The organism is Aeromonas sp. 600948, from assembly GCF_049174875.1.
Classification (GTDB): Bacteria; Pseudomonadota; Gammaproteobacteria; order Enterobacterales; family Aeromonadaceae; genus Aeromonas; species Aeromonas veronii_A.
Window position 1 is genome coordinate 115,803 of sequence record NZ_JAAKTY010000003.1, and the last position, 24,168, is coordinate 139,970.

A 24,168-nucleotide genomic window follows, 5' to 3' on the forward strand; every position below is an offset into this window, starting at 1 on the left:
GGATGGTCGGGCTATCCCGGCGAGCTTATGCCTGTTCGGCCTCGGCCACTGGAGCTGGGCTCTCGCTACCGTTGGCGAAGCGATCCGCCCACAGGGCAATCACGCCGTCACCGGTGACGTTGCAGGCGGTGCCGAAGCTGTCTTGCGCCAGATAGAGGGCGATCATCAGGGCGATGGAGGCTTCACCGAAACCGAGCATGGAGGTGAGCAGGCCCAGCGCCGACATCACGCCACCACCCGGGGCGCCTGGAGCGGCGATCATGATCACCCCCAGCATCATGATGAAGGGGAGCATGGTCTCGATGCCCGGAATGGCCAGATGCTCGGAGAGGAACATCACCGCGGTGGCACAGGTGACCAGGGTAATGGTGGAGCCACAGAGGTGAATGGTGGCGCACAGCGGTACGGTGAAGTTGGCGATACCGTCGCTCACGCCGTTGTTCTTGCTCGATTGCAGGGCGACCGGAATAGTGGCGGCGCTCGACATGGTCCCCAGCGCGGTGAAGTAGGCGGGCAGCATGTTCTTGATGAGCTGGGCCGGTGAGCGGCCAAGGGCCAGACCGGTACCAACGAACAGTACGGAGAGCCAGATCCAGTGCATCAGGATCGCCATCACCAGCACCACGCCGAAGGTCTTCAGGGTAGCGAATACGGTGCCTTCTACCGTCATTTCGACAAAGACGCCCGCGATATAGAACGGCAGCAGCGGAATGATCACCTTGGCCAGCAGGCGGTCGATGATGTCACGACCCTGATCGGCGACCCGGCGCAGATCGGTGGCCTGGGTGGCGCTGATGCCGATGCCGAACACGAAGGCGGCAGCCAGTGCCGACATCACGCCAAACAGCGGCGGGATCTCGAGATTGACGTAGGAAGCGAGCTTGATGGCCGTGGCCGTGGTGGGCTCGGCGGCGGTGGTGAACTGCGGGATCAGGTGGCTCGCCACGGTAAAGGCGAACAGCCCCGCCAGAATGGTAGAGCAGTAGGAGAGGGCCACGGTTTTGCCCAGCAGCTTGCCGGAGTTTTTCGGCAGGCTGGCGATGCCGCTCATGATGAAGAACAGAATGATGAGCGGAATGGTGAAGGTGATCAGCTGACCTATCACTGTCTTGGCCGTAAACAGCACGCGCGCCACCCACTCAGGGGCGTAGAGACCGAGCAAGAGACCGGCAAGGATGCCAGCAATGAGTTTCAGGACAAGTTTCATAAGGAAATCCGGAGTTGGTTGTATTGTCTGTTTTGTTATTAAAGTTCGATATTAATCGAACTTTTTAACACGTAAGCCGTGTTATGTCTGCCTTTTATGCGTTAATGCCGAGTTAAATATTGTCGATAGCCAAGATCGCCGACTAGCAGCCGGCTTGGCGTTGAACTGGAAAATCCGTGATGAATTAGCCCGTTAGGTGGCCTGATGATCGCCACGCAGCATCATGACGTACTGGCTGGCGTGTTGACCTGTGCATGATGGCGTGTTGGTCGAGGCGGCTTCCATCGGCGCCAGTTGCAGTGCTATCCCGGATGTGGTGACCAGTTGCTGTAGCTGAGCGTGACTTATCTTGCCGCTTGGCGGCAGGGGGAAGCAGAGCGGAGCACCCGCTTTGAGCAGGGTCGCCAGCTGTTGCAACTGGGGAACAAGGGTGGCCACGTCGCTATCAAGCGGGCGGCTCAGCCAGATGCCATCGTAAGGGAGCACCGAGTGCATCTTCGCCAGCGAGCAGACTCGCACTGCTTGCCCGGATTGCTGCGAGGCAACTTTGGCGTCGGCCAGTAACACTTCACAGGCGGTGACCACATATCCTTCCGCACGCAGCCAGCAGAGATCCTCCCCCATACCGCACTGACCATTGAGCAGGTGAGCGCCGGGTTTGAGGCTCGCCACAAAGGCAGCCCGAGCGCGGGCATGCTGGTCGTTGAAGGGCCGGGAAGCGGGGATGGCGTCAGAGTGTGGCACAGGGGTTACCTCAAGCAGGGGGCGCACAGGGTAACAAATCGGGACCTGACTGCCAAAGCGGGCTGTCAGGCTCCGGTTTGCGGGGATATGTGGGAGTTGCCGGAGCCTGTTAGCGGCCGCAGGCAGGTACGTGGGGGTGGGCCAGCATGGTAAACATGCTCTCTATCAGGAAGGCTGATTCGCTCTGCAGGTCGATCCGCTCCGGAAAGTGGAGCCAGTTGATGATGTAACCATCCAGGGTGCAGTGGAGCAGGGTGGCTGCGCGCTGCAGGTTGAGGTTGGCGGGCAGTTGGCCCCGCCGTACCGCATTGGCCAGGGTGGTCTCCAGGTCCCGGAAAAAGTTGGCTGACTCGCTGCGGATATGTTCGCGCAGTGAGATTGCCTCCCCCTCCAGCGATTCGAGATTGAACAGTATGGTGAACATCTGCCGCTGGGCCGGATTGTGAATGAAGCTGTGGAGTACCCCTTCGAAGAAGAGGCGCAGTTGCCCCAGCGGATCCGGCTCATCTGGGTTGAGGCAGGCATCGAGCTGGTGGGCGAGGGGGCTGCAGAGCTCCTGCCAGAGCGAAATGAAGAGTTCATCCTTGTTCTTGAAGTGCCAATAGATGGCTCCGCGGGTCAGGTCTGCCGCCTTGGCGATGTCAGTCAGGCTGGTCTTGGCCAGGCCCTGGGAGCAGAACAGATCCAGCGCCGTGCTCATGATGTGGCAGCGGGTTTGCTGCGCCTCTTCTTTGGTTCGTCTGGCCATCGAAATTTGTGCCTCATGCAAGTAAAAAGTCACTTACATACATTTATGAATGTATGTATATTGCCTCATCTTTCGAATATTTACCAACAGGGCCCATGCGGCCCTGATTGTTCATTGACAGGCAAAGGCTCAGGTGTTTCATGCATAAACATATTCTTGCTCGTTCAGTTGGTCTTGCCTTGCTGGCTACAGGCTTGCTGGCAGGTTGTGGTGACAAGGGGGGCGCACCCCAGGGACAGGGCGGCATGCCCCCCGCGGCGGTCAATGTGGTGACCCTGCAGAGCGGTCCGCTGATGTTGACCACCGAGTTGACCGGCCGCAGCGCCCCGTTGCGGGTGGCCGAAGTGCGTCCGCAGGTGAGCGGCATCATCCTCAAGCGCCTCTTTACCGAGGGAAGCGATGTGAAGGCGGGCGATCTGCTCTATCAGATCGACCCGGCTGTCTATCAGGCGGCGGTTGCCAGCGCCAAGGCCAATCTGGCCAAGGCCGAGGCCAACGAGCAGAGTGCCCGCCTCAAGGCGCAGCGCTATCAGGAGCTGCTCAAGGTCAAATCCATCAGCCGTCAGGACTATGACGATGCCGACGCCAGCTGGAAGCAGGCCAAGGCGGAGATCATGGCGAGTAAGGCGGCTTTGCGTACTGCCGAGATCAATCTCGGTTACACCCGCATCACAGCCCCCATCAGCGGCCGCATCGGTAAATCCGCGGTGACCGAGGGGGCGCTGGTGACTGCCCAGCAGGCTGACAGCCTGACCGCCATTCAGCAGCTCGATCCCATGTATGTGGATGTGCGTCAGTCCACTGCCGATCTGCTGCGCCTCAAGCGACTGGTCGCCGAGGGTAAGCTGACCCAGGACGAGCAGAAGGGAGCCAAGGTGACCTTCCAGCTGGAAGATGGCAGTACCTATGGCGAAGAGGGCTCGCTGCAGTTCTCCGATGTGACCGTGGATGAGACCTCCGGCATGGTGACCCTGCGGGTGATTGTGCCCAACCCTCACCAACTGCTGCTGCCCGGCATGTTTATGCGCGCCACCCTGCAAGAGGGTGAGCGGGCGCAAGGGCTGCTGGTGCCGCAAACTGCGGTGACTCGCACCCCCAATGGTGGCGCCACCGTGATGGTGGTAACCGCTGACAACAAGGTGGAGCTGCGCAACGTGCAGCTGAGCCGGGTCGTCGGCAGCAACTGGGTGGTGGAGTCAGGGCTCACCTCCGGCGAGCGGGTGATCGTGGCTGGCTTGCAGAAAGTACGACCGGGCGCCGTGGTCAATCCCGCCGAGCAGGGTGCTGATGCACCGTCTACTCAAGCTGCGTCCAACCCCCCGGCCAACAAGTAGGATGGAGTAGTCGCTTCATGGCTCGATTTTTTATAGACAGACCCATTTTTGCCTGGGTGATCGCACTGGTGATCATGCTGGCGGGCAGCCTGGCCATCATCAAACTGCCGGTCGCCCAGTATCCGAGCATTGCGCCGCCCGCTGTCGGTATTTCTGCCAGCTATCCGGGCGCATCCGCCAAAACGGTGGAAGACTCGGTGACCCAGATCATCGAACAGAATATGACTGGGCTGGATCACCTGCTCTACATGTCCTCTCAGTCTGACTCCGCGGGGCGGGTGTCGGTGACCCTCACCTTCCAGCCGGGGACCGATCCCGATATTGCCCAGGTGCAGGTGCAGAACAAGCTGCAGCAAGCGATGTCGCTGCTGCCGCAAGAAGTTCAGCAGCAGGGGATCCGGGTACAGAAGACCTCCAGCAGCTTCCTGATGGTCGCGGCCTTCATCTCCAGCGATGGCTCGATGAACAATGACGATCTGGCGGACTATGTGGTCTCCAACATCAAGGAGCCTCTGAGTCGTCTGGACGGGGTAGGGGATATCACCTTGTTCGGCAGCCAGTACTCGATGCGGGTGTGGCTCGATCCCAACAAACTCAACCGGGTGCAGATGACCCCGGGGGATGTGCAGGCGGCCATCAAGGCGCAGAACGCCCAGGTAGCGTTCGGCAAGCTGGGTGGTACCCCGTCGGTGGAAGATCAGCAGTTCACCGCCACCATCATGGGGCAGACCCGTCTCTCTACCGTGGAGCAGTTCAACGACATCCTGCTGCGGGTGAATCAGGATGGCTCCAAGGTACGGCTGAAAGATGTGGCCCGGGTCGAGCTGGCAGGCGAAAGCTATGATGCCGATGCGCTCTACAACGGCCAGTCTACCGCCGCGGTTGCCATCAAGCTGGCGACCGGCGCCAATGCGCTGGATACCGCCGAGAAGGTGCGTGCCAAGCTCAATGAGTTGTCGGATTACTTCCCGGCCAACATGGAGATCGTCTACCCCTACGACACTACGCCGTTTGTGAAGATCTCCATCGAGGAGGTGGTGCAGACCCTGATCGAGGCGATCTTCCTGGTGTTCTGCGTCATGTATCTGTTCCTGCAGAACTTCCGCGCCACCCTGATCCCGACCATCGCGGTGCCTGTGGTGCTGCTCGGTACCTTCGGGGTGATGGCGGCGTTCGGTTTCTCCATCAACACCCTCACCATGTTCGGTATGGTGCTGGCCATCGGCCTGCTGGTGGATGACGCCATCGTGGTGGTAGAGAACGTGGAGCGGCTGATGAGCGAGGAGGATCTCTCCCCGCTGGAAGCGACCCGCAAGTCGATGACCCAGATCACCGGCGCGCTGGTGGGGATCGCCCTGGTGCTCTCCGCCGTGTTCGTGCCGATGGCCTTCTTCGGCGGCTCGACCGGTGCCATCTATCGCCAGTTCTCATTGACCATCGTCTCGGCCATGGTGCTGTCGGTGCTGGTGGCGTTGATCCTGACACCGGCCCTCTGTGCCACCCTGCTCAAGCCGATGAAACATGGCGAGTTTGGTGCCAAGCGAGGCTTCTTTGGCTGGTTCAACCGCGCCTTTGATGCCGGTACCAACCGCTATCAGAGCGGTGTGCGCAAGGTGATCAAGCAGGGCGTGCGCTACAGCCTGATCTACGGCGCCATGCTGGCGGTACTAGCAGTGCTCTTTCTGCGGATGCCTACCTCCTTCCTGCCGGAAGAGGATCAGGGGGTCATCATGTCCATGGTGCAACTGCCGGTGGGCGCGACCAAGCAGCGCACCGAGGTTGTGCTGGCGGACATGCGCGACTACTTCCTGAAAAACGAGAAGGATAACGTTGACTCCGTATTGACCGTATCCGGCTTCAGTTTCGCCGGTAGTGGCCAGAACGCGGGTATGGCCTTTATCAAGCTCAAGGACTGGAGCGAGCGCAAGAGCCCGGATCGCAGCGCCAATGCCATTATCGGTCGTGCCATGGGCTATCTGTTCAGCATCAAGGAGGCGCAGGTGTTCGCCTTTAACCTACCTCCGATCCCGGAGCTGGGTACGGCGACCGGTTTTGACTTCTTCCTGCAGGATCGCGGCGGTATCGGTCACGACAAGCTGATGGCGGCGCGTAACCAGCTGCTCGGCATGGCGGCGCAGGATCCCACCCTGGTGCGAGTGCGTCCGAACGGGATGGAAGATACGCCGCAGCTCGATATCAAGATCGATTACGAGAAGGCGCTGGCGCAGGGGCTCTCCATCGCGGATATCAACAACACCCTGGCCACCGCTTGGGGCTCGTCCTACGTCAATGACTTCGTTGACCGTGGCCGGATCAAGAAGGTCTATATGCAGGCGGATGCCCCCTTCCGGATGAACCCGGAAGATCTGAAACTCTGGCATGTGCGCAACAGTGCCGGTCAGATGGTGCCCTTCTCCGCTTTTGCCAGTACCGAGTGGAGCTTCGGCTCGCCGCGTCTGGAGCGTTACAACGGCGTGCCGGCGATGGAGATCGTCGGTGAGGCGGCGCCCGGCAAGAGTACCGGTGATGCGATGGCCGCCATCGAACAGATGGTGAAACAGCTGCCGGAAGGGGTGGGCATCGAGTGGACCGGGCTCTCCTTCCAGGAGCGGCAGGCCGGTTCACAGGCGCCTGCGCTCTACGCCATCTCCTTGTTGGTGGTGTTCCTCTGTCTGGCGGCCCTCTACGAGAGCTGGAGCATTCCGTTCTCGGTGATGCTGGTGGTGCCGCTCGGGGTACTGGGGGCCATTGTGGCTGCCACCCTGCGCGGGCTGGAGAACGACGTCTACTTCCAGGTCGGTCTGCTCACCACCATAGGCTTGTCGGCGAAAAACGCGATTTTGATCGTGGAATTTGCCAAAGAGCTCTACGACAAGGGGATGGGCTTGGGTGAGGCGGTGGTGGAGGCTGCACGTCTGCGTCTGCGTCCGATCCTGATGACCTCGCTTGCCTTTATCCTCGGGGTGCTGCCGCTGGTGATCAGCTCCGGCGCGGGCGCCAGCAGCCGTAACGCCATCGGTACCGGCGTGATGGGGGGGATGATCAGCGCCACCGTGCTGGCCATCTTCTTCGTCCCGCTCTTCTTCGTGCTGGTGATGCGTTACTTCACTAGCCACAAGAGTAAAGAGGCGCGCATGGTTGCAGCAGTTGAGTCAAAAGGTGACTGAGCAAAGTAACCCCTGAAGTTCTGGGTGGCAGATCACAATAAGACAAATACATCAGGTATGACTGAGTAATAAATAGAGCGACTTGGAAAGTCGCTCTATTTTTTTTCCGTAAAAACGGTAACTTAAGCGTAATTATTAAGTTAATACTGCTTCTTTTCGAGAAATTATGTCGCCGTGAGGTGGTTTTCTATCGACTCCTTTTCAGAGGTGAGGGGCAAGTCAGTTTCTGCTGTGCAGCTCGGCTGGAAACAAGATAGAATCTGCGTCTTATAGGGTTGGATAGGTAGTGTCCGCTCTTTCTTGGTCTTGGGCCATAAAGCTGTGCTACACACCATCAAGACAGCAAAATGCTGGAGGACATGATGACCAACAGCAGACCTAATTTGGTTAAAAGCAGCAAACTGGGGGCTGTAACCCAAGGGCGGTAGCCTTGAGATTATTCAGCAATTTGCACAAATAATGTTCATCTATTGTTTTGCTGCTGTTTGCGCTGGTTAAATTGCAGTCTATTGGGTGTTTCAATAACGCATCAGTGGATAGCCAGCCTCTCTCTGATGTCATATCAACGCCTCGCAAGAGATACATATTTATGAAAATCCTCGTGACCGGTGGTGCCGGCTTTATCGGCTCTGCCGTGGTGCGCCATATCATCCGTGATACCCAAGATTCCGTTATCAATCTCGATAAACTCACCTATGCCGGTAATCTGGAATCCTTGGCCAATGTATCGACCAGCGATCGTTATGCGTTTGAGCAGGTGGATATCTGCAACCGTGCCGAGCTGGATCGGGTGTTTGCCCTGCACCAGCCGGATGCCGTGATGCATCTGGCGGCTGAAAGCCATGTCGATCGCTCCATTACCGGCCCGGCTGACTTTATCGAGACCAATATCGTCGGCACCTATATGTTGCTGGAAGCGGCTCGCGCTTACTGGAATGGTCTTCATGATCAGCGCAAGGCGGCCTTCCGTTTCCACCATATCTCCACTGACGAGGTATATGGGGATCTGCCCCATCCGGATGAAGTGGCTGCCGGTGAGCCATTGCCGCTCTTTACCGAAACCACCCCCTACGCCCCCAGCAGCCCCTATTCTGCCTCCAAGGCTTCCAGTGACCATCTGGTGCGTGCCTGGCGCCGCACCTACGGCCTGCCCACCATCGTCACCAACTGCTCCAACAACTACGGCCCGTACCACTTCCCCGAGAAGCTAATCCCGTTGGTCATTCTTAACGCGCTGGATGGCAAGCCGTTACCGGTCTATGGCAAGGGCGACCAGGTCCGTGACTGGCTCTACGTGGAAGATCACGCGCGTGCGCTCTACAAGGTAGCGACCACAGGCGTGGTCGGTGAGACCTACAACATCGGCGGTCATAACGAGAAGCAGAATCTGGAGGTGGTACACACCATCTGCGATCTGCTGGACGAGATGGTGCCGAAGGTGGGCTCTTATCGTGAGCAAATCACCTATGTGGCGGATCGCCCTGGCCACGATCGCCGCTATGCCATCGATGCGACCAAGATGAGCGCAGAGCTGGATTGGCAACCGCAAGAGACCTTTGAATCCGGTATTCGCAAAACTGTGCAGTGGTATCTGGATAACCAGCAGTGGGTCAGCAACGTCAAGAGCGGTGCCTACCAGTCCTGGATTGAGCAACACTATTCCTCGATTGCACAGAATGATGGGGTGCGTGCCTGATGCATATTCTGCTGTTTGGCAAAAACGGCCAGGTAGGCTGGGAGCTGCAACGCGCACTGGCGCCGCTGGGGCGCATCACTGCCGTTGATTTTGACTCCACCGACTATTGCGGCGATTTCAGCAACCCGGCAGGGGTGGCCGACACTGTACGTCTGGTCAAGCCGGATGTGATTGTCAACGCTGCGGCCCACACCGCAGTCGACAAGGCGGAGAGCGAGCGTGAATTTGCCGAGCTGCTCAACGCGACCAGCGTGGCAGCGATAGCCAAAGAAGCGGAAGCATTGGGTGCCTGGTTGGTGCATTACTCCACCGACTATGTATTTGATGGCAGCGGTGAGCGCCCCTGGGTGGAAACCGATGCAACCGCCCCGCTCAACGTCTATGGCGAAACCAAGCTTGCGGGTGAGCAAGGGGCCGCACTTTGTTCCCGTCACCTGATCTTCCGCACCAGCTGGGTTTACGCCGCCCGCGGAGCCAATTTTGCCAAGACCATGCTGCGCTTTGGCAAAGAGCGTAGCGAGATGTCAGTGATCAATGACCAGTTTGGCGCTCCGACCGGCGCCGAGTTGCTGGCCGATTGCACCGCCCATGCTCTCCGCGTGGCGCAGCGCAAACCCGAGGTCGCCGGGCTGTACCATCTGATTGCCTCCGGTACCACCACCTGGTTTGACTACGCCCAGCTGGTGTTTGCCAAAGCCAGAGAGGCTGGCGTTGAACTGGCGGTGACACAACTCAATGCGGTGCCGACCAGCGCCTTCCCTACCCCGGCCAAACGCCCCCATAACTCCCGCCTGGATACCGGCAAATTCCAGCGCACCTTCGATCTGGTGCTGCCGGAGTGGACAGTCGGTGTGGAGCGGATGTTGACCGAGATCCTTGGCAAGTAAATTACTGGCTAGGGATGTAGTGACGGCCTCCCTGGCTGGCAGGGATAAAACGGAAAGGTGGCCTAAAGCCATGCTTCCTCTATATAAGAAACAAGCATCATGACCAAACGTAAAGGCATTATTCTGGCCGGCGGCTCAGGCACCCGTCTCTATCCGGTAACCATGGCAGTGAGCAAGCAGCTGTTGCCTATCTATGACAAGCCGATGATCTACTATCCTCTCAGCACCCTGATGCTGGCGGGAATTCGCGATATTTTGATCATCAGCACGCCGCAAGATACCCCCCGTTTTGAGCAATTGCTAGGTGATGGCAGTCAGTGGGGCCTGAGTTTGCAATACAAGGTTCAACCAAGCCCGGACGGGTTGGCACAAGCCTTTATTCTGGGTGCAGAGTTTATCGGTTCAGACCCCTGTGCACTGGTGTTGGGGGACAACATCTTCTACGGCCACGACTTGCAGAAACAGTTGGAGGCGGCAGTGGCCAAAGAGAGCGGTGCTACCGTCTTTGCCTACCATGTGCATGATCCCGAGCGTTATGGGGTGGTTGAATTTGATAAAGAGGGCACCGCGATCTCTCTGGAGGAGAAGCCACTGGAGCCCAAGAGCAACTATGCGGTAACCGGCCTCTATTTCTACGACAACAGCGTGGTCAAGATCGCCAAGAGTCTGACGCCGTCGCCCCGTGGCGAGCTGGAGATAACCGATGTAAACCGTATCTACCTGGAACAAGGTAATCTGTCGGTGGCCATGATGGGCCGTGGTTATGCTTGGCTTGATACCGGTACCCACGAGAGCATGATTGAAGCGAGCAACTTTATTCAGACCATCGAGACCCGTCAGGGGTTGAAAGTCGCTTGTCCTGAAGAGATCGCCTATCGCAAGAAATTCATTGATGCAGAGCAAGTAAAAACGTTGGCGACACCACTTGCGAAAAATGCTTATGGACAATACCTGTTAAAGATGGTTTCGAAAGTATGAGTTGGAGTTAAGGGTATGCACCCGTTCCTGCAAAATAAACTAAATAAAATATGGATATGAAGATGAATGTAATCGAGACCACGATACCTGATGTACTTATTTTTGAGCCAAAAATATTTGGTGATGAGCGTGGCTTTTTCTTTGAGAGTTTCAACCATAAACTGTTCGAAGAAGCAGTAGGATACCCTGTTACTTTTGTTCAAGATAATCATTCTAAATCCTCGAAAAACGTGTTGCGTGGACTGCATTATCAATCATCACCACACGCCCAGGGAAAGCTGGTGCGATGTGTTGTGGGAGAAGTATTTGATGTAGCAGTGGATATTCGTGAAAATTCGCCGACCTTTGGCAAATGGGTCGGTGTTCATCTATCAGCTGAGAATAAGCGGCAATTGTGGATTCCGAAAGGGTTCGCCCATGGTTTTATAACTAGAACAGAAACAGCAGAAGTTTTATATAAAGCAACCAATTATTATAGACCTGATTTTGAACATACAATATGTTGGAATGACCAGCAACTAGGAATAGAGTGGGAGAGTGATATGCTCCCTATATTATCTCTTAAAGATAAAAATGCAAAGCCATTTATGGCAGCTAAACATTTCTGAAAATCATATCAACACATTAAATACATTATGGTGTATCTATGACTGTCTTAATTCCTGCTATTATGTGTGGTGGAAGCGGTTCAAGATTATGGCCTGTTTCACGTGAACAACATCCCAAGCCATTCATTAAACTATCGGATAATCAAAGTTTTTTACAAAAAGCATTTTTACGTGGAGCAAAATTATCAGATGTCAGTGAAGTATTAACTATTACTAATCGAGACCTTTATTTCAAAACACTAGATTCATTTAAAGAAGTTAATAGTAATGAAATTCAGACTTCATTTATTCTTGAACCTTATGGCCGTAACACTGCAGCAGCAGTAGCATCTGCAGCAATTTATGCTCGCGATACATATGGCGATGATGCGGTCTTGTTGGTCTTAGCTGCTGATCACTTGATCACAGAGCAAGTTGCATTCGATGATGCTGTTTCCTGCGCTATTGAATTAGCAAAAGCAGGACGGTTAGTCACATTTGGTATTAAACCCACAATACCTGAAACAGGTTATGGTTACATTGAAGCTCTTGGTACAGAGGTTTTGCGCTTTGTTGAAAAGCCAACATTGGATAAGGCAATTGAGTACTTTGAAAGCGGTCGCTTCTTCTGGAATTCAGGTATGTTTTGCTTTAAAGCAAGTACAATGATTGCAGAGATGGACTTGCATTGTCCGGAAGTATTGATAGCAACAAAAGCTTGCCTTGACAAGTCCGATTCGGTTCAAAGTAAAAAGGTCAAGCATATTGATCTGGACCCTGACACATTTATCCATGTTCCAGACATCTCGATAGATTATGCCGTGATGGAAAAATCAGGAAATGTTTCAGTAGTTCCATGTGACATAGGCTGGAGTGATATTGGGTCTTGGGCTGCAATAAGTGAACTACATCAAGCTGATGACGATGGAAACACCGTTCAGGGGCATGCAATTTTACATGCTACCTCAAATTGTTATATTTCGAGCGAGGATCGGGTTATTGGTGCTGTAGGTGTAGAAAACCTAGTAATTGTTGATACTGCTGATGCTCTATTGGTCGCTCACAAAGAAAGTAGTCAGGATGTAAAATTAATTTATAATCACCTTAAGACGATAAATAATGATGCATATAAAATACATCGTACAGTCTATTGTCCATGGGGACGTTATACGTTACTTGAGGTGGGAGAGCGTTTTAAAATAAAAAGACTTGAAGTTAAACCTGGGGCTAGCTTAACGATGCAAATGCATCATCATAGAAATGAACACTGGGTGGTATTATCTGGTGTTGCAGAGGTTTTCTATGAAGATCAAATTGCCTTGCTAACTGCTAACCAATCTACATATATTCCTGCTGGGCATCGTCACCAATTAAAAAATCCAGGTCTCATCGATTTAGTTATGCTAGAGGTGCAAACGGGTGAATATTTAGGTGAAGATGACATCATTGATTATTGAAAAGGAATTTAATTTAGGGGGCATCATGAATCTTACCTGTTTTAAAGCTTACGATATTCGCGGCAAACTGGGTGATGAGCTGAACACTGAGATTGCATACCGTATTGGCCGTGCAACTGCACAGTATCTAAATGCAACGACAATTGCTGTTGGAGGCGATGTTAGGCTCACGAGCGAAAGCCTAAAGCAAGCACTTGCAAGAGGGATTCTTGATGCCGGTTGTGATGTCATCGACTTAGGGACTACGGGGACTGAAGAAACCTATTTTGCAGCATTTACGTTAGACATTGATGGTGCTATAGAAGTGACGGCCAGTCATAATCCTATGGATTACAATGGCATGAAACTGGTTGGTCGTGATGCTTGTCCAATTAGTGGTGATAGTGGTTTGAATGATATTCGAGCATTGGCTGAAAAGGGTGACTTCATTGCATCCTCCCGGCAAGGAACATTGATTAAAAAATCGATACTAGATGCTTATGTCGATCATTTGCTGACGTATATAAAGCCGCATCAATTACGTCCACTCAAGCTAGTTGTGAATGCCGGTAACGGGGCGGCAGGGCATGTGCTTGATGTTATCGAGCGACGTTTCAATACCCTCAATGTTCCTGTTGAGTTTATAAAAATTCATCATGAGGAAGATGGTAACTTTCCCAATGGTATTCCTAACCCATTGCTTCCTGAAAATAGAAGTGCTACATCGGAAGCGGTAAAGTTCTATCATGCTGATATGGGTATTGCTTGGGATGGTGATTTTGATCGCTGTTTTCTGTTTGATGAAAATGGTGATTTCATCGAAGGATACTATATTGTTGGATTATTAGCAGAGGCATTTTTAGTAGATAATCCTCATGAGAAAATCATTCATGATCCGCGCTTGACATGGAATACTATTGATATCGTTGAAAAGTCTGGTGGTACACCAGTACAAAGCAAAACTGGTCACGCATTTATTAAAGAACGGATGCGCAGTGAGAATGCAATATATGGTGGTGAAATGAGTGCCCATCACTATTTCCGTGACTTTGGCTACTGTGATAGCGGTATGATTCCTTGGTTACTAGTAATTAACTTGCTATCACTAAAAAAATCCACATTGTCTAGTTTAGTTGCTGAACGTGTTAAAGCCTATCCATGCAGTGGTGAGATAAATTATAGAGTTGATAATGCTCTTGAGATAATAAAGAAGCTGGAAGAGGTCTATGCGCCACTTGCTGTCAAGGTAGAATATGTAGATGGTCTTAGTATTGAAATGAATGATTGGCGATTTAATGTTCGCATTTCAAACACAGAACCATTACTAAGGCTTAATGTTGAAAGCAAAAACGATATAAGCAAGTTAACGTCTGGTTTGAATTCATTACATAAAATGATCAACAACTTATAAGGAGAGTACTGAAAATGTCCAAGAAAGTAGCGTTAATTACTGGGGTGACTGGTCAGGATGGTTCATATCTGGCTGAGTTTCTATTAGAGAAGGGGTATGAAGTCCATGGTATTAAGCGCCGTGCATCTCAGTTTAATACACAACGTGTAGACCACATTTATAAAGACCCTCATGAAGAGAACGTTGATTTTAAACTACATTATGGTGACTTAACGGATTCATCAAATCTAACGAGAATTATAGCCGAAGTTCAACCAGATGAAGTTTATAATCTTGGTGCTCAATCTCATGTCGCTGTTAGTTTTGATTCCCCAGAATATACTGCGGATGTTGATGCGATAGGTACTTTACGCTTATTGGAAGCTATTCGTTTCTTGGGACTGACAAAAAAAACTCGTTTTTATCAGGCATCGACATCCGAACTATACGGCCTCGTGCAAGAAATTCCGCAGCGAGAGACAACACCTTTTTATCCGCGCAGCCCTTATGCTGTTGCAAAAATGTATGCGTACTGGATTACGGTGAATTATCGTGAGGCATATGGTATGTATGCTTGTAATGGTATTTTGTTTAATCATGAGTCACCCCGTCGTGGAGAAACATTTGTCACTAGAAAAATTACTCGAGGTTTGTCAAATATTGCTCAAGGCCTCGAAAAGTGCCTGTATATGGGAAACATGGACTCATTGCGTGATTGGGGACATGCAAGAGACTATGTCAAGATGCAATGGATGATGTTGCAACAAGAGCAGCCAGAGGACTTTGTCATTGCAACTGGAGTGCAATATAGTGTCCGTGAATTTATAAAAATGGCCGCTGCTGAGTTAGGTATTGAATTGAACTTTGTTGGAAGCGGCGTCGAGGAAAAAGCTGTCGTTTCGGCGATTTATGGAGATAAGGCGCCGGCATTGAAGGTCGATGATATTATCGTATGTGTTGATCCACGTTATTTCAGACCGGCCGAGGTAGAGACTCTTCTTGGTGACCCATCTAATGCAAAAAATAAGCTGGGTTGGGAGCCGGAAACGACACTCGCAGAAATGGTAAGTGAGATGGTTGCATATGATTTGCAGCAAGCTCGCCAGCATGCCTTGCTGAAATCTCATGGCTTTGATGTTAATGTCAGTGTGGAGTGACTATGATTCCAGTATATCAACCAAGATTATCTGGTAATGAAAAAAAATATGTTAATGAATGCCTTGATTCAACATGGATCTCTTCAAAAGGTGAGTTTATTAACAGATTTGAATCTGCATTTTCAAAGTATATTGGTGCAGAAAATTGTACAACAGTGAGTAATGGTACTGTAGCACTTCATTTGGCGTTGGCTGCTTTAGGTATTGGTCCTGGTGATGAGGTTATTGTTCCTTCATTCACATATATTGCCTCAGTGAATACAATCATTCAGACCGGTGCAAAAGCAGTCTATGTTGACTCGCTACCAGATACATGGAACATCGATGTCAATGATGTAATAGCAAAAATCACAACAAAGACCAAGGCTGTCATGGCTGTGCATCTTTATGGTTTACCATGTGATATGGATGCGTTAGTCGATGTTTGTAAGAAACATGACTTGTTTTTGATAGAAGACTGTGCGGAGGCGTTCGGTACTCTTTATAAGAATAAGCATGTTGGTACATTTGGTGATGTGGCAACATTCAGTTTCTTTGGAAATAAGACAATAACTACCGGCGAAGGTGGCATGGTTGTTTCAAAGGATAAAAATGTCCATGACTTGGCATGCCACTTGAAGAGCCAAGGTGTTTCGAAGGTTAAAGAGTATTGGCATGATGCGTTGGCATTTAATTATCGCATGACAAATATATGTGCTGCGATTGGCCTGGCACAATTAGAGCAAGCAGACGAGATAATTGCAAAAAAAAGAGAGATTGCCAGTTGGTATCAGCGTCGATTAAACCATTTGCCGATAACATTCCACAAAGAGATTGAGAATACCAGGCATTCATTTTGGATGTGCTCGATCCTAGTCGAGAATGCACAAGATAGAGACTTGCTCAGAACTGTTCTAAAGAGTCATGATGTTGAGACAAGGCCATTGTTTCCTTTAGCTAATACGATGCCACATGTATTTACGGAACATAAATTTCCTGTTGCTGAAAATATCAGCTCAAGAGGAATGAATCTACCAAGCTACCCTGAATTATTGGAAAAAGATGTTGATTATATCTGCAACTTAATTTCTGATTTTTATTTAAATAAGTAATGTTAAATAAATAACCCTTCATCTTTCGTTGGTGAAGGGTTATTTTAAGTTGGTGGGAGTTCTATGAGTCTTTATTATGTTAGGGGTATTTGGGATGCTAGATATTTTTGGCAGCATCTCGCTTTATCGGATCTACGCTCTCGTTGGCGGCGGTCTTTTTTCGGTGTATTATGGTCATTTATTCAACCTTTAGGTATGACATTATTAATATCTATAGTTTTTAGTAAAATGTTTAATACGGACATAGTGACGTATGCACCCTATATTTTGTCAGGAATTATAGTCTGGGATTTTGTAGTAGCCAATACCATTGGTGGTTCACTTGCGTTTGTGCAAGCAGATGCCTACATTAAACAATGCAAGCATCCATTAGCAATATATACATTACGAACTGTCTTGAGCAGCATTATAGTACTTGCACTTGCCAGTTTGGCTCTATTTGCTTGGTCAATAGTTGTATTGCCACAAAATATAAATATAACCTGGCTAGCCACCTTAACTGTTTTCCCAATATTGGCACTTATTGCATGGCCATTATCAACATTACTAGCCTATATCGGGGTTAGATTTAGAGATGTACCACATGCGATGGGATTAGTCATGCAAGCGATATGGTTTATCTCTCCGGTATATTTCGAAGAACGTATGTTCCGTTCTGGCGGATTGGATTGGCTAGTCGATTACAATCCTGTGTATCATGTATTGCAAATTATAAGAGCACCACTACTAAAAGGTGAGTGGCCGAGTCTGGAGAACTATACATTTAGTCTGATAACTGCTGCTTTCCTATTTTTGCTTGCGTGGCTGATTGGCCGAAATGCAGAGAAAAAAGTGATCTTCTACCTATGAAAAAGAATAAAATTAAACTTGAGAATGTTAACCTTCATTATGCATCAGTAGCTTACAAAGAGCGGTCACTAAAGTCTCTTTTCTCTGCTGCTTTTAAAAAAGGAAAAGCAGAGCGTTCTGTCTCTGATATTCATGCATTAAAAAATATTACGCTAGAAATAAATAATGGAGAGAGGGTCGGGCTCTTAGGGCATAATGGTGCAGGAAAAAGTACATTTCTTAAAACGGTGGCAGGTCTCTATCCTATATCTAGTGGTAAATTAATTGTTGAAGGGCAAGTTCGTTCTCTTTTTGATTTGAGTCTAGGTTTTGAACCTGATGCAACAGGCCGAGAGAATATTCTCTATCGTGGTCTTCTGCTTGGCCTCTCTCCGACTTTTATGAAAGAGAAAGAAAATGAGATCGTTGAGTTTGCTGGTTTGGGTGAGTTTATTGATTATCCAATTAAAACTTACTCTGCAGGCATGCAGGTAAGACTAGCATTTGCTATATCCACAGCAGTTGGTGGCGATATTTTGCTCCTAGATGAAGTGATTGGTGCTGGTGATGCTCAGTTTATGGCAAAGGCTAAAAGCAGAATAATGAGTTTGATTGAGAATGCTGAAATACTAGTTTTAGCATCACATGATTTCAGCGCATTGAAAAATATTTGTTCAAGAGGGATTGTATTTCATCATGGTGAATACATTTTTGATGGCCCCATTGATGATGCGATCATTGCCTATAAACGAGTCAATAATCTGGATTTAGCATGAAAAATCGAGTGTTGTGGCTGCTTAACCATTCAACATTAAGAAACTTTGAAATACCTCAGCTAATAGAGTTTGGTATTGAAGAAATATATCTTCCAAAAAAGTTTCCATATGATGAGGGAAATTTATCGGCAAGTATTACATTCGATTTTGACGATAAATTGACTATCCCTAGGCATGAACTTGATATTTTAAATGAACAAAATTGGTATGAGTCGCCCAGTAAAAACGCTTGGGATATTGTCAATAAATATTTTGATTATGCGATAATTGGCTTCTTCCCAAAGCAAATTAAGTCAACCATTAAAAATTTTAATGGTGCCGTCATTCTTCGTGTATTTGGATTATCTAAGGGATACAATTATTCTTCTTTACTAAGAAGTGAGTGTGGAGATAATGTAGTATCAACGATTAAATCGATGGGGAAAAGATTCTGGTTTGGTTGTGGCTATGAGCATATTTCCGATGTAGAAATGCCATATTTAGCAAAGCGCTCATGCTATTTGCCTGTTGGTTTAAAAGGTAAATATCAACCTGATAATTGGACTGGAAAAAGAAAGACGATACTATTTGTCTGTCCTAGAATAGGAACATCTCCATACTTTAAAAGTATTTATGAATCCTTTGTTCGTGATTTTAAAGAGTTTGATTATATCATTGGTGGTGCGCAGCCAATAGCTGTTAATGATAAGAAAGTACTCGGCTTTGTATCTAAAGAAGAGCACTCTGATAACATGCAACAATGCAGCGTTATGTTTTATCATTCCACTGAACTAAATCATATACATTATCATCCCTTTGAAGCTATACAAGCTGGTATGCCATTAATATATATGGCTGGGGGAATGCTGGATTTGATGGGTGGCGGGGATTTACCTGGCAGATGTGAAACAATTGCAGAGGCTAAGGCTAAGATTAGAAAAATTTTAAATGGCGATGAACAGTTAATCAATGATATTAGAAAAACACAGCATGTGCTTCTTGAGCAAATGATGCCAGAGTATTGTGCTTCAATATGGAAAAGAAACTTTAGCCTTGTCGTTGATGGATTAAAAGAGCATCGCCTTCAGCAGAAAGCTCGCCCTACATATATCACTAGAAAAAAGCGAATTGGTGTAATTGTTCCGATTGAGTATCGAGGGGGGAGTCTGCGAGGCGCTAAGCTTTTAGCTGATGCCATATTACTTGGTAGTCAACAGGCTAATGAAGAATGTGAGGTCGTTTTTGCGCATCCAACAATTGATGAATTAGAGCATGCTAATGAATTGCGGGATTTAAATCCAAAAATTCAAAGGAGAAGCTTCTATTGGCAACATCTTTCTAAAGATGATGCTACACGTGCTATGCAGTATGCTGGTCATGATGGCTGGTGTGCCGTAGATGAATCATATATGGTGCCCAATGACAGCATCAGTAATTTCTATGATTGTGATATTTGGGTTTTCGTTTCCGACAGGCTGGACAAAACGCTGCTTCCAGTAAGACCGATAGTATTGATGGTATACGATTATTTGCAGCGATATGTTTCAATTTTGCAAGGAGGTGCTGATCATCCCTACTTGAAAGCAGCAACACAAGCTGAGCGAGTCTTGGTTACTACTGAGTTTACTTGCCGAGATGCGCAACAATATGCTGGTATTGAGTCTGACAGAATTGCTAGGTTACCTATGTTGGCACCTGACTTTTCGTTTTCAGATGAGCAGCAAAAAGATGTTGGCGATTATTTCATTTGGACAACTAATCTCAGTCCACATAAGAATCATCTCAATGCTGTCAAAGCATTAGAAATTTATTATAATCAGCTAGCCGGTTCTCTTACATGCTTTATTACTGGAGTTAATACTCAGAGTATAATGGAAAGTAAACTTTCATATTTGAGCGAGTTTGTGAGAACTGTTGATAATAGTAAGTCGTTGAAACGTAAGATAAAATTATGTGGTGAGTTATCCGATTTAGAATATAAAAAAGCACTAAAAAAAGCAGCATTTATATGGCATCCTGCGCGCATTGATAATGGTACTTTTTCGGTTATTGAGGCTGCCTATCTGAATATACCTGCACTCTCCTCTGATTATCCGGCAATGCGTGAAATAGATAGACAGTTTTCACTTAATTTAACATGGTCTGATGCAAACTCGCCGGAGCAAATGGCTTGGCAGCTAAAATATATAGAAGAGCAAGCTTTGCATCTTCGAAAAAATTTGCCTAGTAAAGATATACTGAAAGAACAACGAGTGCAAAATCTGGCTAAGCATTATTGGGGGGTAATACGCGAATGTCTGTGAGAAAATTTGGAATTTATCTTTGCTATGCCCCATCTGTTGATTTACGAAAGGAGGGACTTGGTCGTTACTTGGCTGCCTTTCTTAAAGGTGCTGCAGCACGTGATGATGTAAAGTTTACCTTGGTTTGTCCTAGTTGGTCTACGAAAGATCTATATGACCTTTTTGATAGTGAGAATGTACCACATGACAGTTTTTCGATTCGCTCGCCAGATAAAAGACCACTTTTACTGGATCTTTACCATTGGTACATTAACCGTAAAACGAAAAGACAAAAAAGAAAAACACTCAAATCGTTTTTACTGGAGTTGGTTGCTAGCTTGAAGGAAAATATTTTCCATTATGTGGAAAAGCGTTTGTTAAATGCATACACAAAATTGGATCTGATCCTTTTAGGCATTGAAGGGTGTTTGTTATTTCTGCTGGCTTTAATCATTTTCCCATTATTTTTTATTTTTTCGTTTCCTTTTTTATTGGCGTTCTTTTTTATTCGTAGATTGAAATTAATTGTGCTGGGCAGGTTTTCCAAGTACATAGGCCGTTTCATGAAAATGATTTACTCGCCTAAAGATGATGGATTTGTATTGCGTCTCTACCGTAACATGGAGTTGGTGGAAGGGAAGCGTATAAGCGCATTAATCGATAGTATGCATGATATATCTGCATGGTATTGTCCAACAGCCTATTGGCCTGAGTTTAACAAGATCGATGCCCCTCGATTAATGTGTGTACCTGATGTTGTTTTACGAGAGTTTCCCGTGGCCTTTTCTCAAATTGGTGGTGATAGAACTCTATCGACGTTTAAATTGTTAGAAGAGGCTATCAGAACAGGGGATCACTTTGTAACTTATAGTGAAGTGGTAAAATGGAATACACTTATTGATGGCTATCAAGTATCAATGGACAAGGTGTCTGTAGTACATCACGCCGCTAATAAAGTTGATAGCTTCATTAATATTACTGGTCTACCAGATAATGAAGAGGCAACTACCCATTATGCCAAGTCGTTACTCATGTCCGCTATTCGCAAATCGAATGAGCAGAATTATGTTTCAATATTTAAAAATAAAGATGTAGAGTTTGTTTTTTATGCTAGCCAGATCAGGCCAAATAAAAACATAATAAGTTTATTCAAAGCGTATGAGTATCTTTTACGAAAAAAATTCGTTCAGCACAAACTGATCGTTACCGGCAGTGTTAGTGTTATGCCTGAAGTAAAAGAATTTGTTATTAGTCACAATCTGCAACACGAAATTTTATTTTTGCATGGACTAACAATGCAAGAGCTCGCAGCTTGTTATAAATTGGCAAGTTTGGCAGTTAATCCAAGTCTAAGTGAAGGTGGGTGTCCATTTACATTTACTGAGGCGTTATCTGTTAATACACCAGTTGTTATGGCTCGTATTCCTGTAACTGAAGAAATTCTTACTGACCCTGAGTTACAGGAAATGACATTTTTTGATCCATATGATTGGAGAGATATGGCTAAGAGAATAGAATGGGCACTCCACTATAAGGACATCTTACTACGAAAACAGTTGCAGATATACGATCAGTTATCAATGCGTACATGGTCTGATGTTGTAAATGAGCATATCGATATACTTGAGCGTATTAGTTGCTTGGAGAAATAATGTGGTAGATTCAAAGAAGTTGGCCATTTTAGGATGTGGTGGACATGCAAGAAGTGTGGCTGATATAGCATTATCGTTAGGATTTTCAACGTTATGCTTTATTGATGATAATGCAAAACCTGGCGAGAGTATTTTGGGTTATCCAGTCTTTCCTTCATGGGATGTAATCTCTCCCGATGAGTGGATTTTTTTTTCTGCAGTAGGTGATAATCATAAAAGAAAGTTACAGTTAGAGATATTGGGGAAAATGGGGTGGCAAGTTGCCACCTTGATTTCTGCCACAGCCACGATTGGTATTAACTCTATCATAGGTAAAGGAACATTCGTCGGTCATCATGGGCACATTGGTCCTTCAGTTAAAATTGGTGAGGGATGCATTATCAATTCAGGTGCAATAATTGAACATGACGTCTGTGTTGATGAATTTACGCATGTATCGGTCAACAGTACAGTGGCAGGTTCAGTTAATATTGGGAAGTTATGTTTTATAGGTGCTGGCGCGACTATAATCAACAATATTACTGTTCGCGACGAGATTACTGTTGGTGCCGGTGCGTGTGTTGTAAACACTATAGATCAGCCCGGAATTTATGTGGGTGTGCCAGCAAAGAAATATAAATAACATCTTGGGGCGAGATATGCATCTTACGGATGATGATTTTTTAAAAACAATAAAAAGCACCCCCTTAATCTCGATTGATCTGGTGATTTCAGATAGTTCAGGGCGATATCTTCTCGGTCTCAGAAGAAATAGACCTGCAGCCGATCATTGGTTTGTTTTGGGGGGCAGGATAAAAAAGGGAGAAGCTATATTAGATGCCTTTAAAAGAGTTGCTGAGAATGAGCTTGGTGTGACGTTACAGAGTTCGAAAGCTAAATTTATTGGAGTCTACGAGCATTTTTATAAAGATTCTTTTTATGACGTTATGACTCCAACTCACTATGTTGTTTTAGCGTATTCAATAGAACTAGACCATGATATAAATTCATTCTCTGTTGCTCAGCATTCAAAGTATAAATGGTTTGATATAGTAGACCTTCTTGCATCACCAGATGTTCATCAATACACAAAGAACTATTTTTTAGATAAGGGCTTGGAAGATAATGAAAATTCTTCATTTTTTTAAAACATATTATCCAGATGCTTACGGTGGTGTGCAACAAGTCATATATCAGCTTGCGGAAGGTGCAGTAAAAAGAGGGCATGAGGTTGATGTATTATGTTTAAGTGCTGAGAATGCTGGTCGAAATTTTAACATCGCTAATCATAGTGTGCATGCTGCAAAAGAAGATTTTTATATAGCTTCGACTGGTTTTTCATGGTCTGCGATTGTCGAATTCAGGCGACTGGCTGAGAAAGCTGATATTATTCATTATCATTTTCCGTGGCCCTATATGGATCTTGTTCATTTTTGGGTTAATCCTAAAAAGCCGACGGTGGTCAGTTACCATTCTGACATTGTCAAACAAAAATACCTGCTACAACTTTATAAGCCATTGATGATGTCTTTTCTAAATAAAGTTGATGCTGTGGTCGCTTCTTCACCCAATTATGTCAAGACCAGCCCTGTTCTCTCTAGCCTAAAAAAGGATGTTGAGGTGATACCATTCGGTCTGGAAAAGGTATCTCCAAGTTATGCAGAACTATCGTTATCGAATAAATGGAATGATAAAATAAAAGGGCGTTTTTTTCTTTTTATCGGATTTTTACGATATTATAAGGGGTTGTCATTTGTCCTTGATGCTATGCGTGGACTTGATTATCCTTTGATAATAATTGGTGAAGGCCCATGTGAAAAGGAGTTGAAGTCTCAGGCGAATAAGTTAGGATTAAAAAATACGTTGTTTGTTGGTCCAGTAAGTGACGCTGAAAAGAATATTTTACTGGAGTTATGTTACGCTGTGGTATTTCCATCTCATCTGCGTTCTGAAGCGTTTGGTATGACTTTGTTAGAGGCATCAATGTATGGTAAGCCAATGATTACTTGCGAAATTGGTACAGGCACTACATATATAAATCTGCATGGTGAAACCGGCTTGGCAGTTGAGCCAGCAAATAGTGAGGCTCTCTCATCTGCAATGAAAAAGTTATGGGATGATCAAGATGAAGCTGAGCGTATGGGGAAAAATGCAAAGGCTAGATTTGAACATAACTTTACTGCCGACGTCATGATTGATAAATATATGACGTTATATGAAAAGGTTATCTCAAATTATTATTCATCTTGA

At 47.4% G+C, this 24,168-nt stretch carries 20 protein-coding genes; 17 read left to right on the forward strand and 3 right to left on the reverse strand.

Annotated features, from left to right (window positions below):
• Positions 1–25: 25 nt before the first annotated feature.
• From G5182_RS03685 to G5182_RS03695, 3 genes are all read right to left on the reverse strand, one after another.
• A complete protein-coding gene (locus G5182_RS03685) occupies positions 26–1,207 on the reverse strand; it encodes a dicarboxylate/amino acid:cation symporter (protein WP_227340939.1) in 1,182 nt (393 codons plus the stop codon).
• Between the two features lie 192 nt (positions 1,208–1,399).
• Complete coding sequence (locus G5182_RS03690) at positions 1,400–1,951, reverse strand: hypothetical protein (RefSeq protein ID WP_227340938.1); 552 nt, start codon at positions 1,949–1,951, stop codon at positions 1,400–1,402.
• A gap of 109 nt (positions 1,952–2,060) precedes the next feature.
• Positions 2,061–2,699: a TetR family transcriptional regulator gene (locus G5182_RS03695; RefSeq protein ID WP_227340937.1), complete on the reverse strand. Its 639-nt coding sequence runs from the start codon at positions 2,697–2,699 to the stop codon at positions 2,061–2,063.
• 140 nt (positions 2,700–2,839) lie between these two features.
• Between G5182_RS03695 and G5182_RS03700 the strand changes: the two genes are divergently transcribed.
• From G5182_RS03700 to G5182_RS03780, 17 genes are all read left to right on the forward strand, one after another.
• Positions 2,840–4,033 (forward strand): efflux RND transporter periplasmic adaptor subunit, encoded by a 1,194-nt coding sequence (locus G5182_RS03700; protein ID WP_139742794.1) that lies wholly within the window; start codon positions 2,840–2,842, stop codon positions 4,031–4,033.
• A gap of 17 nt (positions 4,034–4,050) precedes the next feature.
• Positions 4,051–7,200, forward strand: a complete 3,150-nt coding sequence (locus tag G5182_RS03705) for an efflux RND transporter permease subunit (RefSeq protein WP_227340936.1) — start codon at positions 4,051–4,053, stop codon at positions 7,198–7,200.
• A gap of 589 nt (positions 7,201–7,789) precedes the next feature.
• A complete protein-coding gene (rfbB, locus tag G5182_RS03710) occupies positions 7,790–8,896 on the forward strand; it encodes a dTDP-glucose 4,6-dehydratase (protein ID WP_227340935.1) in 1,107 nt (368 codons plus the stop codon).
• Positions 8,896–9,783: a dTDP-4-dehydrorhamnose reductase gene (gene rfbD / locus G5182_RS03715; RefSeq protein ID WP_227340934.1), complete on the forward strand. Its 888-nt coding sequence runs from the start codon at positions 8,896–8,898 to the stop codon at positions 9,781–9,783. Before rfbB ends, rfbD begins: the two co-directional genes overlap by 1 nt.
• Before the next feature lie 99 nt (positions 9,784–9,882).
• Complete coding sequence (rfbA, locus tag G5182_RS03720; RefSeq protein ID WP_216954298.1) at positions 9,883–10,761, forward strand: glucose-1-phosphate thymidylyltransferase RfbA; 879 nt, start codon at positions 9,883–9,885, stop codon at positions 10,759–10,761.
• 62 nt (positions 10,762–10,823) lie between these two features.
• Entirely contained in the window at positions 10,824–11,369 is a 546-nt protein-coding gene (gene rfbC / locus G5182_RS03725) for a dTDP-4-dehydrorhamnose 3,5-epimerase (protein WP_216954296.1), read from the forward strand.
• Between the two features lie 38 nt (positions 11,370–11,407).
• Positions 11,408–12,805 carry a mannose-1-phosphate guanylyltransferase/mannose-6-phosphate isomerase gene (locus tag G5182_RS03730; RefSeq protein WP_227340933.1) on the forward strand — a complete coding sequence of 466 codons (1,398 nt, stop codon included), beginning with the start codon at positions 11,408–11,410 and terminating at the stop codon, positions 12,803–12,805.
• Entirely contained in the window at positions 12,786–14,195 is a 1,410-nt protein-coding gene (locus tag G5182_RS03735) for a phosphomannomutase CpsG (RefSeq protein ID WP_302055988.1), read from the forward strand. Before G5182_RS03730 ends, G5182_RS03735 begins: the two co-directional genes overlap by 20 nt.
• A 14-nt stretch (positions 14,196–14,209) precedes the next feature.
• Positions 14,210–15,331: a GDP-mannose 4,6-dehydratase gene (gmd, locus tag G5182_RS03740; protein ID WP_227340932.1), complete on the forward strand. Its 1,122-nt coding sequence runs from the start codon at positions 14,210–14,212 to the stop codon at positions 15,329–15,331.
• Between the two features lie 2 nt (positions 15,332–15,333).
• On the forward strand, positions 15,334–16,422 hold the full coding sequence (locus tag G5182_RS03745; protein WP_321537277.1) for a DegT/DnrJ/EryC1/StrS aminotransferase family protein: 1,089 nt from the start codon (positions 15,334–15,336) through the stop codon (positions 16,420–16,422).
• Positions 16,423–16,485: 63 nt separating this feature from the next.
• Positions 16,486–17,271, forward strand: coding sequence for an ABC transporter permease (locus G5182_RS03750; protein WP_108539995.1), 786 nt, complete (start codon positions 16,486–16,488; stop codon positions 17,269–17,271).
• Positions 17,268–18,026, forward strand: coding sequence for an ABC transporter ATP-binding protein (locus tag G5182_RS03755; protein WP_108539993.1), 759 nt, complete (start codon positions 17,268–17,270; stop codon positions 18,024–18,026). The genes G5182_RS03750 and G5182_RS03755 overlap by 4 nt, the downstream gene beginning before the upstream one ends.
• Positions 18,023–20,308 carry a glycosyltransferase gene (locus G5182_RS03760; protein ID WP_216954292.1) on the forward strand — a complete coding sequence of 762 codons (2,286 nt, stop codon included), beginning with the start codon at positions 18,023–18,025 and terminating at the stop codon, positions 20,306–20,308. The genes G5182_RS03755 and G5182_RS03760 overlap by 4 nt, the downstream gene beginning before the upstream one ends.
• A complete protein-coding gene (locus tag G5182_RS03765) occupies positions 20,299–21,939 on the forward strand; it encodes a glycosyltransferase (protein ID WP_421172002.1) in 1,641 nt (546 codons plus the stop codon). Before G5182_RS03760 ends, G5182_RS03765 begins: the two co-directional genes overlap by 10 nt.
• Position 21,940: 1 nt before the next feature.
• Positions 21,941–22,561 carry an acetyltransferase gene (locus G5182_RS03770; protein ID WP_421252157.1) on the forward strand — a complete coding sequence of 207 codons (621 nt, stop codon included), beginning with the start codon at positions 21,941–21,943 and terminating at the stop codon, positions 22,559–22,561.
• 16 nt (positions 22,562–22,577) lie between these two features.
• On the forward strand, positions 22,578–23,066 hold the full coding sequence (locus G5182_RS03775) for a GDP-mannose mannosyl hydrolase (RefSeq protein ID WP_227340928.1): 489 nt from the start codon (positions 22,578–22,580) through the stop codon (positions 23,064–23,066).
• On the forward strand, positions 23,044–24,168 hold the full coding sequence (locus G5182_RS03780) for a glycosyltransferase family 4 protein (protein WP_227340927.1): 1,125 nt from the start codon (positions 23,044–23,046) through the stop codon (positions 24,166–24,168). Before G5182_RS03775 ends, G5182_RS03780 begins: the two co-directional genes overlap by 23 nt.